The organism is Clostridium vitabionis (assembly GCF_015351765.1).
GTDB lineage: Bacteria > Bacillota > Clostridia > Lachnospirales > Lachnospiraceae > Clostridium_R > Clostridium_R vitabionis.
This window is the reverse complement of sequence record NZ_JADKQA010000002.1, coordinates 447,955-462,612: the sequence shown is the minus strand read 5'-3', so window position 1 is coordinate 462,612 and position 14,658 is coordinate 447,955. Positions and strand designations below refer to the sequence as shown.

The following is a 14,658-nucleotide window of genomic DNA, read 5'->3' as shown; positions in this document are numbered from 1 at the left end:
GGCGTCAACATACAGTGGAATAAGAGCGCAATGATGTACATCCGTGAGGTTGCGGACAAGGTATACCGCCTGACGGAAAATGGCCTCGCAGCTGTCCGCTAAGTGCTCTGCATCAGCAAAAGCCCTGCTCCCCGGACCGTGCATACGCGATTGGGAAGCAGGGCTTTTCCTGCCATCATCCATCTGTTCCAAATTGATCGACCGCAGCGCTCCGCTTTGCCCGATGCCAAGTTCCGGACATCTGTGAAACGCAGCCGTATCTCATTTCTTCGCCGCAAGCCGCTGTCTCACGATCTCAAAGGCCATAACACCGCAGGCAACAGAAGCGTTCAGGGAATCAATATCGCCATGCATCGGGATAGACGCGGTAAAATCGCATTTTTCCCGGATGAGACGGCTCACGCCCTCGCCCTCATTGCCGATCACAAGGCCGATCGGCCCGGTGAGGTTCTGGCGGTACATGACCTCTCCTCCCATATCGGCGCAGACAAACCAGATGCCCTCTTTTTTCAGTTCATCAATCGCCGCGCCCAGATTTGTGACCTTTGCCACCGGCGTGTAATTGATGGCACCTGCGGATGCCTTGGCGACCGTCGCGGTGAGCCCCACTGCGCGGTGCTTCGGAATGATGACCCCGTGAGCGCCGGCAAGGTTCGCGGTACGGATAATCGCGCCGAGATTATGCGGATCCTCTATGCCGTCCAGCAGAATGAGGAAAGGCGGCTCGCCTTTCTCCCTGGCCCGGTTCAGGATATCGGAAACCTCCGCATACCCGTAAGCTGCCGCGAAGGCGATGACGCCCTGATGCTTTCCGGTATCGGAGAGCTGGTCCAGGCGCTCACGGGAGACAAAATTGATGATCGAACCGTTCTTCTTCGCCTCGCGGACGATGGTGCGGACAGGGCCGTCCTGGCAGCCGTCCTGGACAAACAGCTTGTCGATGGTCTTCCCGGAACGGTACGCCTCGATGACCGCGTTGCGCCCCTCGATGCGGCTGCTCTCCGGCAGCTCGTTCCCGGCATTCCCCGCCACCGGGGGATTCTTCCTCTCACTCATGCATTTCCTCCCTGTTCTCTCCGCCATTCTCCGGGGCCGTCCCTTCGCCGGACGCCATTTTCCTGTCCTCCCGCTGTGTCCCGCCGCCAGTATCCTTCCTGCTTCCATCCGGCCGCGGCTCGCCCGCGGCGTCCAGAATAAAGCCCGCGAGCACTGCCAGCCGGTCAAACTGCCCCGTCAGATACAGCCATCCCATCAGCGACTCGAAGCCGGTCGCCGTGCGGTAGGCGGATAGGCTGGCATTTTTCGCCCGGGAGTAGGATTTCGCGTTCCTCCCCCGCCGGAAAACGCCCTTTTCCTCCTCTGTCAACAGGTCTTCGAGCGCATGGTAAGCCGCCGCCTGGGCATCCGCCTTTACCAGCCTCGTGGTGTGGAGGTGAAGCTTCTCCACCGGCTGGCCCGCCAGGTTCAGCACATAGGAGCGGATAATCAGCTCATAGACCGCATCGCCGAGATAGGCCAGCTGGAGCGGGGAATAATCGGTGAGATCGTGGTCCCGGAAATGCAGAATCTTCCGGAATCTGTCCATGGCCGAACCCTCATCATATAAGATGGCTCCGGCCGCGGACGCATTCCCCGTATTCACTGCCGGGGTTCCGCTCATCACGCCCTTCTCCACTTGACGCCGTCCTTCGTATCCTCAAGGATAATCCCCTTCGCCTGAAGGTCATTGCGGATCTGGTCAGCCAGGGCGTAGTTCTTCGCCTTCCGGGCTGCCTGGCGGTCCGCGATCATTTTTTCAATGTCCGCGTCCAGCATCTCCTCTTTGACCTCCGTGATGATGCCCAGGACGCCGCAGAGCTTATCCATGGTGTCTTTCACCTGACGGACATACGCCTTCGCGGAGCTCCCGCTGACCGTGGAATTGGAGAAACGCACAAGCTCAAAGACCGCGGAAACCGCGTCCGCCGTATTAAAGTCGTCATCCATGGCAGCCTCAAATTTCGCCACATAGCCCTTGAGCTGCTCCAGGTTCTTCTGCTCCTCCTCCGTAAGCGGACGATCCTCCGCCTTCTTGAGCGCCTCTTCCTGCGCCTCGGCCGCCGTGCGGATCCGGAGAAGGCTCGTCTTCGCCGCCTCCATCAGCTCCGGAGTGAAATTCAGCGGGCTGCGGTACTGCGCCGAGAGCATAAACAGGCGAAGCACCTGGAGGTCATATTTCTCGCTGATCTGGCGGACGGTGCGGAAATTGCCGAGCGACTTGGACATTTTTACCCCGTTAATGTTCAGGAAAGCATTGTGCATCCAGTAATGGGCAAATGGCACGCCGTTCGCGCTCTCCGACTGGGCGATCTCATTCTCGTGGTGCGGGAAGATCAGGTCCTCGCCACCGGCATGAATATCGATTGTCGCCCCGAGATAGCGCTTCGCCATCACCGAGCACTCGATGTGCCACCCCGGACGACCCTTGCACCACGGGGAATCCCAGTATGGCTCGCCGGGCTTCATCGGCTTCCAGAGGACGAAATCGTTCGGATCCTCCTTCTGATCCTCGCCGCTGACCTTCAAGGTACGCTCGGTAAATGCGGATTCGAGGTCGTCCATGTTCTTGTGGGAGAGCTTGCCGTATTCCGGATCGGACTTCACACGGAAGTATACCGTGCCGTCCTTCGCCACATAGGCATGGCCCCCGTCGATCAGGCTCTGGATCATCTCGATCATTCCGCTGATCTCCTCGGTCGCCAGCGGATTCCGGGTAGCCGGCTCGATATTCATGCCCTCCATATCTTTCCGGCACTCGGCAATATAGCGTTTGGAAATCGTATCGGTATCGACGCCTTCCTCATTCGCCGCCTTGATAATCTTGTCATCCACATCGGTGAAATTGGAGACATAATTGACCTTGTATCCCTTATACTCGAAATAGCGGCGCACCGTATCGAACACAATCATCGGGCGCGCGTTGCCGATATGGATAAAGTTATAAACCGTCGGGCCGCATACATACATGCGGACTTCCCCCTCATGGATCGGCTTGAACTCTTCCTTCGTCCGGGTCAGAGTATTAAATATTTTTATCATCAGATTTCCTCCTCGAAGGCTGATTTCTAAAGACGCAAAATCGACAGACCGCCTGGTCTGTCGAATATTTTATCATATTCCGGTGGTTACGGCTACCATTTTGCCCGCTCTTCCGGGCTTTCCCGCGGGAAATGAGACAGCCCGGCGGTTCCGGCGGTCCGGCCGGCGCCGGTATCGCTTTCCAGCGAAAACATACAGCTGCCGGCCGCCGGATCAGCGCCGCATCGGGCAGCCGCCGCAGCCGGGCGCCGCGTTCCGGTCCAGATAATCATCCGCCGAGGCGAGCAGCGCGATGGCCTGCGCGGAGATTCCCTCCCCGCTGCCGGTGAACCCCAGGCCCTCCTCCGTGGTCGCCTTGACGCTCACCTGGTTCTCGTGGATGCCGAGGGCACAGGCGATATTCTTCGCCATCTGGGTCCGGTAGGGGAGAAGCTTCGGGCGCTGGGCGATAATCGTGGCATCGACATTTTCCACCAGATAGTGGTGCTCCTCAAGGATCTCCGCCACCTTTTCCAGGAGCTCCATGCTGGAGATTCCCTCATACGCCGGATCCGTGTCCGGGAAATGCTGCCCGATGTCCCCGAGGGCCGCCGCGCCGAGCAGCGCGTCCATCACGGCATGGAGCAGGACATCGGCGTCGGAATGGCCGAGCAGTCCCTTCTCATAGGGAATTTTCACCCCGCCGAGGATGAGCTCCCGGCCTTCCGTCAGGCGATGTACATCGTAACCCTGTCCGATTCTCATAACCTATCTCCTTCTATCACACAATGATCCGGATCTTTCTCGGAATACAGTTGATATCCATATCAGTGACCAGCTCCGCGCTCCCCTCCCCATCGATGTGGAAAAGCTGCGGTACGTCCAGGTGCAGGTGCACCTCGCGGCACTCATAGACCCGCATGCCCGGAATCTTCCTGAAGCGCGCGCGCAGATTGAACAGGATGGAGGAAATCTCCCGCTTGCTGGAGTGGCTGAGCACGCAGACATCCAGTTTCCCGTCGCTGGCATCAGCCCGGGGCGCGATGTAGAGGCCGCCGCACTCACAGGGCTGCAGCTGGGCGCTCAGAAAATATATATTGTTGAACTCTACCCGTTTTACGCGGTCGAGAAGTACATATCCGGCGGAAGGCCGGGCATTGACATAAGCGTTCAGGCGGGCAAGAAAGCAGGGCAGCCTGCGGAGATTCAGCCGGGTAAACAGCCGTTTCAGCGGCGAATGATCCTCCGCGTAGGAGATCGCCGCATCGAGCCCGAGCCCGGAAGACACGATAAAGCGGCGGTGTTCTGCCTTGCCCTCCCCGTAGGTGGCCACGCCGTAATCCAGCAGCCGGTAGGCCCGCGGGTTCAGCACCCGCCGGATCTGCCTTCCCGGCGAAGCGGAAATCCGAAGGCTCCTGGCGAGGTCATTCCCTACGCCGACGGGAATGTAGCCGAGCGTCACATCCGCATCCACATTCAGCCCGTCGATCACCTCACTGAACGTCCCGTCGCCGCCGACCACCGCGATAATTTTCTCCGGATCCCTGTCCCGGCTCAGCCTGGCGGCAAATTTGCGCGCCCTGCCCTCGGAATCGGTCATATACGCTTCATAATTGATCCCCCGGCGGATAATCGATTTTTCCAGTTTGAGCCAGGCTTTAAGTCCAGCGCCATTTCCAGCCCTTGGATTGACGATAAAGTAGTACATGAAAGCCCCCGTCCATCAATTCAGGCAAATCAGCAGTTGTTCTTAATTATAGCATAGGACAGGCTCCCCATATATAAAAAAACAATGAACAACGCCCGGCGGGGTACAGGATAGCTTCAGAAAAAGCAGCCCGGAAGCATCTCCAGGCTGCCAAATTTCACAGGAATTTACTTTTTCGCCGTATCGTTCTGCTCCTCCGTACTGCCGTCCGGCTCTTCCGCCGGCACTTTCCCTGCCTCCGGTGCGTCCTTCTGGCGTTTTTCCTCCAGATTTGCATCTTTTTTTCTACTCTTCCGCACTTTCCGGACAATCAGGACAATGAAGGCAATGACCGCGCCGGCAAGGGCGATTGACGGGAGCGAGGTCAGGACGCCGATCAGGAATGCCGCGAGAAAACCGCCCACAGCCCGGAGATTCCGCAGAAATCCGATGCGGATCTTCTCCCAGGCACTGCTCTCCCCGGTTGCGCTCTCCACCCTGGTCTCGGTAACGTCCACATTTACGGTCGCGTAATCCACCTGGTTGTCATACCGGCGGATATCCGATTCATAGGAATCCAGCTGGTATCGGAGTTCAGAGAGGCGCTGGCTCAGGGAAATGACCGTGTCCGCGTCCCCCGCCTGTTCCAGAAGCCGCGTCAGGGAGTCATACTCTGTCTGGAGAGCCTGCTTGCGCGCCTCAACGTCGTGATAGTCCAGGGTGATGTCCTGGACATTCTCCGATCGGGAAGTCATCGTCGCCGCGCCCTCGGTACTGTCCACGAACTGATCCGCCCTGTCCCGGGGAATCCGGTAGGTATAATTTGCCGACCTTAGGCCGTCGTCAGAATTTCTGTAAACATAAGAAGATTCCGCATACCCGCCGAGAGCCTGCGCAGTTTTCTCCAGAGCGGAGGTAAAATCATCGAATTTCACGGTCTCAAAGGACAGGCTGATATTCCGAATCAGTTTCCTGTCCGGCGCTATCTGGTCAACATTCCGGGTGTCCGGAACCGCCGTGCCGGACATGGCATTCCCCGCGGCCGCCCCCGGCTGGTTCTCCGAGGCCGCCGGGGCAGCCTCCGCGATGTCGTTCTGCGCGATATCCGCAGCGCCGTCCAGCGCATATTCTGCGGCCGCCGCCGGGGCTGCCTCCGCGGACGCAAGGCCGTTTCCCGCCGCGTATTTCGCGGACGCGCCGCTGCTTCCGGCGGCAAAGCGCCATCCAAAGCTTCCCACGGCTAAACTTGCCGCCGCGAAGACCGCAGCGCCGATCAGGACGCCCAGGCCGACGAAAGCCAGATTTCGAAACTTTTTCATTGGCCGCTCTCCTCCTTTCCGCCCAGCTCACCGGCGAGGCGCATCGCATCGCTCTCGGTGAGCGGTTCCGCGCAGTCAATGGCATAGGCATAACCCCCATCCGCCCAGGTTACCTTGGAAATGGTATCTCCATCTCCGCTCAGCGAGTAAGTGATGCCGTCCGCCTGCTCCGTCTTTGACATGTCATATTGCGTGTAATTTCCGCTGATATCCTCCGCCGCCTGTCCTTCCGGGATTGTCTCCTTCCGCACCCGGCAGGTCTCCTCCCCGTCCGGATTCCGGTAAATCACCTCGATCAGGATCCCGTCCATCACGCGAAAATCTGCGGCTTTGCCGTCCCCGGCATTCTCCGGCGCGGTGAAAGAGAATCCTGCCGCGGATTCCGCGTCCGCAAGGCTGGTATAATCGACGAAAGGATTGCCCTCGGCAGCTTCCGAACTGGCCATTTTGGGACTTGCCGCTTCCGGAATCTCCGCTGCCCGCGGATCCGCTGCAATCTGGGGCGATTCCGCGGATATTGCTTCGCTCAGCGCACCTTTTCGCTGGAAAATCAATCCCCCCGCGACGGCCATCACCGTGATCGCGGCCGCAAAACCTGCGGCAATTCGGGCACTCCGGAATGGTCTTCCCGCAGGCACCGCTTTCCCGGAATCCGAGAGCCGGCTGCCCGAAGCCCACGCGGGCGTCGGCCTGCTTTCGGCGGAATCCCCCACCGTTGTCTGCCTTTTGTCGGCAGAATCCCCGGCCATGACTTCCGGATCCGCCTCCCGGACAAAGCGGCTGTCAATTTCCCCGAAGGCGCGGAGGAGCTTTTCCGCCTTTTCCGGCGGCATTTTTCTTTCCCTCATAGGATAATCCCCTCCTTCTCCAGATAATCCCTGAGTTTCCCCCTCATGCGGGAGAGGGACATTTTCACCATGCTCTCCCCCTCATCGAGAGATTCCGCGATCTCCGCGACCGGGCAGAGATACCAGTACCGGCGGACAAAAATCACCCGCTTTTTCTCCGGCAGTGTCTCCAGAAATCCGCTGATTGCCCGTCCGAGCTCCCGCTCGTCGATGGCACTCTCCACCGTCTCCCTCGCGGCGACACAGTCCGAAAGCTCGTCCAGGATGGCTGCTGTCTCACCGCCTCCCCGCTTGGCAGCGCTGCGGCTGAGAAAACGGTTGATGGAGAGATTTCTCGTAATCTTTCCAAGGTAGGCCCGGAGACAGTTCGGCCGGGTGGGCGGGATGGCATTCCAGGTGTGGAACCAGGTGTCATTCACACACTCCTCTGCATCCTCCGGATTTCCCAGCACATGATCAGCAATCGTGTGACAGTAACGGCCGTATTTGTCCGCTGTCTCGGCTACCGCCTGCTCTGATCGCTGAAAATACAGTTCGATAATCTGATGATCTTCCATATCAACTCCCTTCATCAGAAAAGACAGGAACGGCCGCTCCGCGTCACACACAATTTTCAAAATTCAGGTGCATCCTGTCTCACTGCACCGCCAGGTTCTTCACATAAGCGAGAGCTTTCTTCATCGCCGGAATTGAGATCACCACCAGGGTGAGAACCGCCTCAAGGCCAAGATAGGCGCCATTGTAGGCGAGGGAATAAACCACCGCGCTGTGGAAACCGTAATCTCCCGCATACATGCCGAAAAACAGCCACCCGGAGAGAAACGCGAAGAAATACCGTCCGAGGACCGCCGCGAGATAGCCCTTGACAAGGCCATTTTTCGCATTAGAGAAAATGCCGGACAGCCCCAGGGCACCGAAAGCAAAGACATAGTCGATCAGCATCTGCGGAATGCTCAGGATATAAGGGTCAATGATCAGCTGCAGGATCCCGTAGGCTGCTGCGGTGATGATGCCCGCGCCGAGGCCGTACCAGTAGCCGATCAGCGAGACAAACAGCATGCTGAAAAGTGTCACCGAACCGCCCATCGGCATGTGGATAAGCTCAATCATCGACGTCACAACCCCGAGCGCCATCGCCATGGCGGAAAAACTCAGCTGGCGGACACCGATCTTCTTTTTCCCGCCAAAGATGGTGCTCGCTGCAAGAAGCAGGATAAGAAAAATCAGGACCAGGGCGGTGAAACCCGCCGTCGTCGGCTGCCAGGTGACGTCACCGTACGAATCGGTGACCGGTGTCGCAAAAAAGTTCATAAAAAAACCTCCCTCTGGGACAAACGCCTGCGGGGAGGACCAACTGTGCATTCCTTACGCCGGTATGAACCGGATCAAGTTCTCAGGGTAACGTCCGAAGACATTTCTCAGCCGAAAGGCACCCCCAGCAGAGCATATTCATTTGACCTGACCAGTATACCGCCCAAACCGGAAAATGTCCACGCCGGCACCATCCGCGGCACACAGAATCTTTCTGCCGGGCAGCAGGCTCTGCCCGCAGGAAAATTTTTCTTTCTGTTGACGGCCATCTCTTTTCAGGGTAGAATCAATCCTAATGTGGTGAGGGAGTAGCAAGCGCTCTGCGCGGCATGTCAACATACTGGCCCATGGGGTCTGGCCTGCCTTAATTTGCGAGACTTACGGTATCTGTTTTGTGCAGGCGGTACCAGCTCCCGATCAGGTTCCTTTGTAGAAAAAGGCCAGGTGCGGTCCGCCGCATCCGGTCTTTTTTTGCAGGAGGTTTCTTAATTGATGAACGCATTCTTTATTGCCAACAGCGCCCTGCTCGGCGTCGGCCTCGCCATGGACGCCTTCTCCGTCTCGATGGCCAACGGGCTCCGGGAGCCCACCATGGGGAAAATGCGCATGTCCGCCATCGCCGGCACCTACGGATTTTTCCAGTGGCTCATGCCCATGCTCGGCTGGGTCTGCGTCCACACGGTTCTTCTCTTCTTCACCGCTTTCCAGAAATTTATCCCCTGGATCGCCCTTCTCCTTCTCGCCTGGATCGGCGGGAAAATGCTGCTGGAAGGGCTTCGCGGCGGAGAAATCGGCGAGGACGATCCCGGGGTCTCCTTCTCCGCGCTCATGATGCAGGGAATCGCCACCTCGATCGACGCCCTCTCCGTGGGCTTCACCATCGCCGGCTATTCCTTCCCGTCCGCCTTCGTCTGTTCCCTGATCATCGCCGTGGTCACCTTCATCATCTGCATCGGCGGACTGATCATCGGGCGGACGGTCGGGACAAAGCTCTCCGGCAAAGCCGCCATCCTCGGCGGCATCATCCTCATCGGCATCGGCCTGGAGATTTTCCTCCGCGGGGTACTCTGACCGCATAGCCCAACACGAAGGACACCCAGCGCCCCTTGCCGCCGCGGCCTGCGCGGGGCTCTCCATGGCACCCTATCGTCCCACACGCACGGCGAAACTGTCGCGAGCCGCGCACGCATATCCGCTCACCCGGAGGAAATCAGCACCATCATCAGGAAGACACAGACAAACCCCACGGCATCAAAAACGGTAAACGGGCTCCCGAGGCAGACTGTACTGATGATCGCCGCGGATACCGGTTCCATGAACCCGTAGAGGTTCGCTTTCTTTCCCCCGATCTCCGCGACCCCCTGCATATAGAGGGGAAACGCGAGAAGATTTCCGATCGCGATGACTGCCGCGATGCAGAGAAGCGCGATGCCGCCCGGGACATAATGGTATGACCACGGCCGGAAGAACACCATGAACATCATGCCGCTCAGGAGAAATGACCAGCTCTGTACGACCAGCATGGGGTAGCGCTTAAGAAGGCGCACCGGCTGGACATTATAGACCGCCACCGCAAGCGCGCAGAGAATGCCGCTTCCAAGCGCAGTTTCGGATACCGAAAATGATCCGGCACGCCCGTGAGTGGTGATCAGGAACACCCCGATGAGTGCCAGGAAAATGCTGGCGATCTCCGGCGCTCTCGGCCTCCGCCTCGCCGCCAGGCAGGTCCAGAGGAGAATCGGTACGGGGGAGAGATCCTGGAGAATTGTCGCCACTCCTGCCGTGGAGAACTGGATCGTCCGGAAATAAAACAGCTGGCTGCACCCGACACCAAGGATCGAATAGACAAAAAGATCCAGGATATCCCGCCGATTCCGCCAGGGTTTCAGGATCTCCCCCCGGTACTTCCGGAGATTCCAGAGCATGATGATCACGCCGGCGCTGAACAGGCGGATCGGAACCAGCCACTCGGTCTGCATTTCCGTATGGGTGAACACAAACTGGCCGATCGACCCGGAGATTCCCCAGCACAGGCCGCCGGCCAGGGCGCAGAGCGCACCTTTCCCTTTCTTATCCATATCTTACGACGATCTCCCCATGCGTTTCCGGATCAGCAGGAGCAGCGCGGTGATCAGGACAGTGAGCACCGCAAAAACCAGCAGAAAGACCGTGATCAGTTTTCCCGGCCCTGCCTGCATCTCCCCACCGGCAAGATAGAGGACATCCGCCCCCGCGAGGATGAGCGCGGCGATGACCGCGATCAGGATCGTCCGCCCGAGGCTCATCTGACTGGTGCCGAATCCGGCAAAAAACGCGGGAAACCGGCCGCCGGGCAAATGACCCCCGGAAGGCGTTCCTCCGGCCTCCGGCTTCAACGCCGGCCGGCGGGAATCCGCCGCGGCGCGCATCTGCCGCTCCGCCTCCCTCTTCTCCTCCTCCGTACGCCTTCTCACCGCCCTGCCGCAGCCCGGGCAGGCCGAAGCCCCGTCCGGAACCTCGGCACCGCAATTCGGGCAGATCGACTTTGGCTTAATCCGGATGATGCGCTTCCCGCAGAAGGGGCAGACCCTCGCGCCGTCCGGAATATCACGTCCGCAATCAGGACATTTCACGAAACATCAACTTCCTTTCCCATTCGTCTTATTCCCATCTTTCGTTATGGATCAGTGTATCATATCATCTCAGGTCTCTCAATGGAAAATAATTTGTAAGATATTTGTATATTGCTAGAATCTTAAGAACATTTTAAAATATTACTAGAAATTATTCCTCAATACCTGGGAGAACCTGAGCGGCTGGCTGCCGGCTCCGGCTGTCCTTCTGCCTGAACCCAAGGGGGAAATGATCATGAAAAAGAAACTCGCAAATCTTCTCGCCGGCACTGCCCTTCTCTGCTCGCTCCTCGTCGCAACACCTCTTTCCGCCTACGCCGGGCGCTGGGAACAGAGGGCGGATGACTGGTACTATGTGGAAAATGGCAAGAGCGCGATCGGCTGGAAGAAAATCGGCAGTTACTGGTACTTCTTCAACGACAACGGCACGATGCGGAAAGGCTGGCTCAACAACAACGGCACCTGGTACTTTCTGAACGCGGACGGCGTCATGAAGAAGGGCTGGGCGCGCTCCGGAGGCAAGTGGTACTTCCTCTTCGACAGCGGTGCGATGGCACATGACTGCTGGATCAATCTGAATGACCGCTGGTACTACCTGACAAGCGACGGCTCACTCTTAACGAACGGCTACACCCCCGACGGATACCGGGTGGACCAGAACGGCGAGTGGATTGGCTGACCCCTCTATTCCGGCCTTCCCACGCGGTCGCAGATCCGACGCGCCGATAAAATCGCTGCATGACGACAATTTCCCGAGAAGCCGGAGCGTGAGCCCCGGCTTCTTTTGTTACGTTTACCTTCATTTCTTCGCCAGCGTAACCTCCCCGTCTTCGCCCACGCCGATCCTGTACACCGCCGCAAGATCCCGGCAACGCTCGTCGTAGATCACCAGCCAGTCCCCCGACGCATCATCCAGATACTCATGATCCTTGTAGAAAATCGAGTGAGACAGTGCCTCGCCGGTATCCGGGTCGAGCGTCCGCCGGATGGACAGCGTCCGGTGATCCAGTTCATCCTCACAGAAGTAGGTTCCGCTTCCGAGAAGCTCAGCCGTCCCACCGGCGATCCGGTACACCGCCCCATCCTCCGGCGTAAATGGATTCACAGAAGCAGATCCACCCGCAGGCGCGCTTCCGCCTGTTGGCGCAGCTCCACCCGCGGGCGCGCTTCCGCCCCAAAGTTTCGCGGAAAGTCCGGTCTCCCGGTCGATCTGCGCCGTGTCAGAATAAGTCACAAGATAGGTACAGAGATCCGCATTGCCGCTGATGCCGTCAAGCAGAGCCTCTGCCGAATCCGCATCCCGGAGGCCAAACATCGCCGCCTGCGCCTCCATATCCGCCGCATACCCGGCCCAGGAGGCATAGGCCGCATCCCCGCGCCGGTCCGGAAGATCGGGAATCCCGGCAGGCGCATTTCCCGTATCCGCGTCCTCCCCGCCCCTCAGCAGGTCGCAAAGCGCGTCGGTGAGCTTCCGGTTCCCTCGGTAATTCAGATGGCTTTCCTCCGCAAAATCCGTGGAAAAATCCAGCCCGAGCTTCCCGTACCACGCCGCGGAGTTAAAGTTCACGAAGGGCGCCTGATAATCCTCCGCGATGTCCCGCAGCGCCTGAAAATGCATCTGGTCCGCCTCCGTCAGGATATATGGCGACACCATGACCAGAACCGGGACCTGCTTCTCCCGGCACAGCTCCATGATCTTCCGGAAGAACTCCTCCTCCCGCTCCTGCAGGGGAAGCGATTCTTTGGAGAAATTTTCCACCGCCGGCCTCTCCTGCGGCTTCGTTCCGGAGGCATACGTTCCTCCCTTGAAATCCTCGTTCCGGTAGACATCCGTCTTCTCAAAGTCATCCTCATGAAGATCCCGCCAGCGGGAATGCCACCACCGGTAGCCCAGAAGATAATCCGGGGCATCCGCCCGGCTCTCTGCACCGAGAATCGCCCGGAACCGGTCCGCAGCCCTGAGCCCGAACGTATTCTTGATCACCCGGCTGCTCTCACTGTCCACGGGGACATGGATCGCCGCGTACCCCTCAAGGACGACGAGCTTCGGCTTCTGCGTCTTCAGCGCTGTCCGGATGTCCTCATACGAATACCAGAACGGCTGCTCGCTCGCCGAGAAATCGTACGCCGCGATCCCCGCATAGCGGTACATTTCCCCCGGGTCAAGATCACAGAAACAGTGGCTCGAGCCGACGCAGAGCACATCAATGCTGTTTTCCGGCTGCCGGTAGAACATTTCCGCCTGGCGGATCCCGTCGATATACTTGAAGGACAGCGCCCGCCATACGCTAAACAGCGAAAGAATAAGGAGAAGGCCGAACACCGCCAGGGAAATCACCCGATTTTTCATTCCGACCTCCCTTAAAACTGCATATAGATAAATGCCTGCGCGCTGAACTGCGGCCCGTATTCCCCGAAGATCAGTGTCGCGAGAATCAGAGACAAGACAACAAGGATGCGAAACCAGGCATTCTGCCGCCCGAGCACGGCATCGAGATTTTCCCCCGTGCGGTACTTCACCCGGTCCGCCTGGTAGAGAACCAGGAACGCGATGAGGAGAACCGTCAGCTCCAGGCTGTCCAGCCCGAGCCCCGACAATGTCCCGTCTGTCAGCTCCCAGAGCCGCGGCTCTGTAACCATCCGCCGGATATAGCGGATTGTGCTGTGCATCCCGTCACTCCGGAAGAGGATCCAGGCAAAGGTGACGCACAAAAACGTAAAGGCCTTCCGGAAAATGTGCGTGCTCGCGGTTTCCGTATCCATGCCGGTTTTCCGCACGATCGCCGTGCGCACGGGCTTGGTGAGATCGCCGGCAATCTGGTAGACGCCGTGAAGGCCGCCCCAGAAAAGGAACGTCCAGTCCGCGCCATGCCAGAGGCCGCTCACAAGAAACGTCACGAGAACATTTCCCCACTTTCTCGCCTTGGAACAGCGGTTCCCGCCGAGCGGGATGTAGACATAATCCCGGAACCAGGTCGAGAGCGAAATATGCCACCGGCGCCAGAACTCCCGGATACTCTCCGAGAAATACGGGGCCCGGAAATTGTCGATAACCTGAATCCCGAGCATTTTCGCCAGGCCGAGCGCGAGAAGCGAGTAAGACGCGAAATCGCAGTAGATCTGCAGGGTATAGAAGACCGCCGCCAGAAAGAGCACTGCCCCGCCGTAGCGCATGTCGTCCGCAAACACCGTGTCCGCGACAGCGGCAAACCGGCCGGCTAGGACAAGCTTCACAAACATGCCGAACAAAAACAGGATGCCCCCATCCCGGAGATTCTCGTATCTTAGCCTCCGCTTCCCGTCCCCCTGCAGCTGCCGGAGCAGCCCGTCCGACCGCCCGATCGGCCCGGCGGTGATCGTCGGGAAAAATGAGACGTATGCCGCATAGCGGACAAGGGAGCGCTCCGGGGATGTCTTTCCCTGGTAGACATCGATCAGGTAGCCGAGCGCCTGGAAGGTGAAAAAGCTCAGGCCGAGCGGCGCCGCGAGGCTGAGCGGATGGAACGCCGCGCCGCGTGCGCGGTCAAGATTCTCCAGGAAAAAATTGCTGTATTTGAAGGCCAGGAGCGGGAGCAGGGTGAGAACGACGAGCACGGCAAAAAGCCAGCGGGCGCCGGCACGCTGCATCCCTGACAGGATCCATGTCCCGCCCCAGGTGAGCAGGATGACAAAAACCAGCGGCAGGAAAGCCTTCCCATTCCCGCCTGTCCACGAGGCATAGAACAGGGCATTAAACACCAGCAGGGCAAAAACCTGGAACTTACCCGGAAGCAGATCATACACCAGCGCCGCGCCGGCAAAAAAAAGCAAAAAAACAAGAGAGT

Annotated in this window: 15 protein-coding genes and 1 riboswitch; of the genes, 2 read left to right on the top strand and 13 right to left on the bottom strand. The window is 58.8% G+C overall.

Going from position 1 to position 14,658, the window contains the following annotated elements:
* Nucleotides 1-261: 261 nt before the first annotated feature.
* The 9 genes from rlmB to ISF27_RS06975 all read right to left on the bottom strand — a co-directional run bounded on the left by rlmB (nucleotide 262) and on the right by ISF27_RS06975 (nucleotide 8,222).
* Complete coding sequence (gene rlmB, locus ISF27_RS07015; RefSeq protein WP_235986069.1) at nucleotides 262-1,056, bottom strand: 23S rRNA (guanosine(2251)-2'-O)-methyltransferase RlmB; 795 nt, start codon at nucleotides 1,054-1,056, stop codon at nucleotides 262-264.
* The gene (locus ISF27_RS07010; protein ID WP_235986067.1) at nucleotides 1,049-1,660 is read right to left on the bottom strand and encodes a Mini-ribonuclease 3; all 612 of its coding nucleotides are present in this window, start codon (nucleotides 1,658-1,660) and stop codon (nucleotides 1,049-1,051) included. The genes rlmB and ISF27_RS07010 overlap by 8 nt, the downstream gene beginning before the upstream one ends.
* Nucleotides 1,660-3,075 carry a cysteine--tRNA ligase gene (cysS, locus tag ISF27_RS07005; protein ID WP_194610601.1) on the bottom strand — a complete coding sequence of 472 codons (1,416 nt, stop codon included), beginning with the start codon at nucleotides 3,073-3,075 and terminating at the stop codon, nucleotides 1,660-1,662. The genes ISF27_RS07010 and cysS overlap by 1 nt, the downstream gene beginning before the upstream one ends.
* Nucleotides 3,076-3,291: 216 nt before the next feature.
* Nucleotides 3,292-3,822, bottom strand: a complete 531-nt coding sequence (gene ispF, locus ISF27_RS07000; protein WP_194610474.1) for a 2-C-methyl-D-erythritol 2,4-cyclodiphosphate synthase — start codon at nucleotides 3,820-3,822, stop codon at nucleotides 3,292-3,294.
* Nucleotides 3,823-3,838: 16 nt separating this feature from the next.
* On the bottom strand, nucleotides 3,839-4,765 hold the full coding sequence (locus ISF27_RS06995) for a diacylglycerol/lipid kinase family protein (RefSeq protein ID WP_194610472.1): 927 nt from the start codon (nucleotides 4,763-4,765) through the stop codon (nucleotides 3,839-3,841).
* A 167-nt stretch (nucleotides 4,766-4,932) separates the two neighbouring features.
* On the bottom strand, nucleotides 4,933-6,063 hold the full coding sequence (locus ISF27_RS06990) for a DUF4349 domain-containing protein (protein WP_194610470.1): 1,131 nt from the start codon (nucleotides 6,061-6,063) through the stop codon (nucleotides 4,933-4,935).
* Nucleotides 6,060-6,911, bottom strand: coding sequence for a hypothetical protein (locus ISF27_RS06985; protein WP_194610468.1), 852 nt, complete (start codon nucleotides 6,909-6,911; stop codon nucleotides 6,060-6,062). Before ISF27_RS06985 ends, ISF27_RS06990 begins: the two co-directional genes overlap by 4 nt.
* Entirely contained in the window at nucleotides 6,908-7,483 is a 576-nt protein-coding gene (locus tag ISF27_RS06980) for an RNA polymerase sigma factor (protein WP_235986066.1), read from the bottom strand. Before ISF27_RS06980 ends, ISF27_RS06985 begins: the two co-directional genes overlap by 4 nt.
* 64 nt (nucleotides 7,484-7,547) lie before the next feature.
* Nucleotides 7,548-8,222 carry an energy-coupled thiamine transporter ThiT gene (locus tag ISF27_RS06975; protein ID WP_194610466.1) on the bottom strand — a complete coding sequence of 225 codons (675 nt, stop codon included), beginning with the start codon at nucleotides 8,220-8,222 and terminating at the stop codon, nucleotides 7,548-7,550.
* Nucleotides 8,223-8,255: 33 nt separating this feature from the next.
* Nucleotides 8,256-8,358: riboswitch (TPP riboswitch) on the bottom strand.
* 356 nt (nucleotides 8,359-8,714) lie between these two features.
* Between ISF27_RS06975 and ISF27_RS06970 the strand changes: the two genes are divergently transcribed.
* Nucleotides 8,715-9,293, top strand: coding sequence for a manganese efflux pump MntP (locus tag ISF27_RS06970; protein ID WP_194610597.1), 579 nt, complete (start codon nucleotides 8,715-8,717; stop codon nucleotides 9,291-9,293).
* Nucleotides 9,294-9,418: 125 nt separating this feature from the next.
* On the opposite strand, the gene ISF27_RS06965 is transcribed toward ISF27_RS06970, so the two are convergent.
* Both ISF27_RS06965 and ISF27_RS06960 read right to left on the bottom strand, forming a co-directional pair.
* On the bottom strand, nucleotides 9,419-10,300 hold the full coding sequence (locus ISF27_RS06965; RefSeq protein WP_194610464.1) for a DMT family transporter: 882 nt from the start codon (nucleotides 10,298-10,300) through the stop codon (nucleotides 9,419-9,421).
* A gap of 3 nt (nucleotides 10,301-10,303) precedes the next feature.
* Nucleotides 10,304-10,834 (bottom strand): zinc ribbon domain-containing protein, encoded by a 531-nt coding sequence (locus ISF27_RS06960; protein ID WP_194610462.1) that lies wholly within the window; start codon nucleotides 10,832-10,834, stop codon nucleotides 10,304-10,306.
* Between the two features lie 235 nt (nucleotides 10,835-11,069).
* Between ISF27_RS06960 and ISF27_RS06955 the strand changes: the two genes are divergently transcribed.
* Nucleotides 11,070-11,513, top strand: a complete 444-nt coding sequence (locus ISF27_RS06955; RefSeq protein WP_194610460.1) for an N-acetylmuramoyl-L-alanine amidase family protein — start codon at nucleotides 11,070-11,072, stop codon at nucleotides 11,511-11,513.
* Nucleotides 11,514-11,633: 120 nt separating this feature from the next.
* On the opposite strand, the gene ISF27_RS06950 is transcribed toward ISF27_RS06955, so the two are convergent.
* Together ISF27_RS06950 and ISF27_RS06945 are read right to left on the bottom strand one after the other, a co-directional pair.
* The gene (locus ISF27_RS06950) at nucleotides 11,634-13,184 is read right to left on the bottom strand and encodes a hypothetical protein (RefSeq protein WP_194610458.1); all 1,551 of its coding nucleotides are present in this window, start codon (nucleotides 13,182-13,184) and stop codon (nucleotides 11,634-11,636) included.
* An 11-nt stretch (nucleotides 13,185-13,195) separates the two neighbouring features.
* Nucleotides 13,196-14,644, bottom strand: a complete 1,449-nt coding sequence (locus ISF27_RS06945) for an MBOAT family O-acyltransferase (RefSeq protein WP_194610456.1) — start codon at nucleotides 14,642-14,644, stop codon at nucleotides 13,196-13,198.
* Between the last annotated feature and the right edge of the window lie 14 nt (nucleotides 14,645-14,658).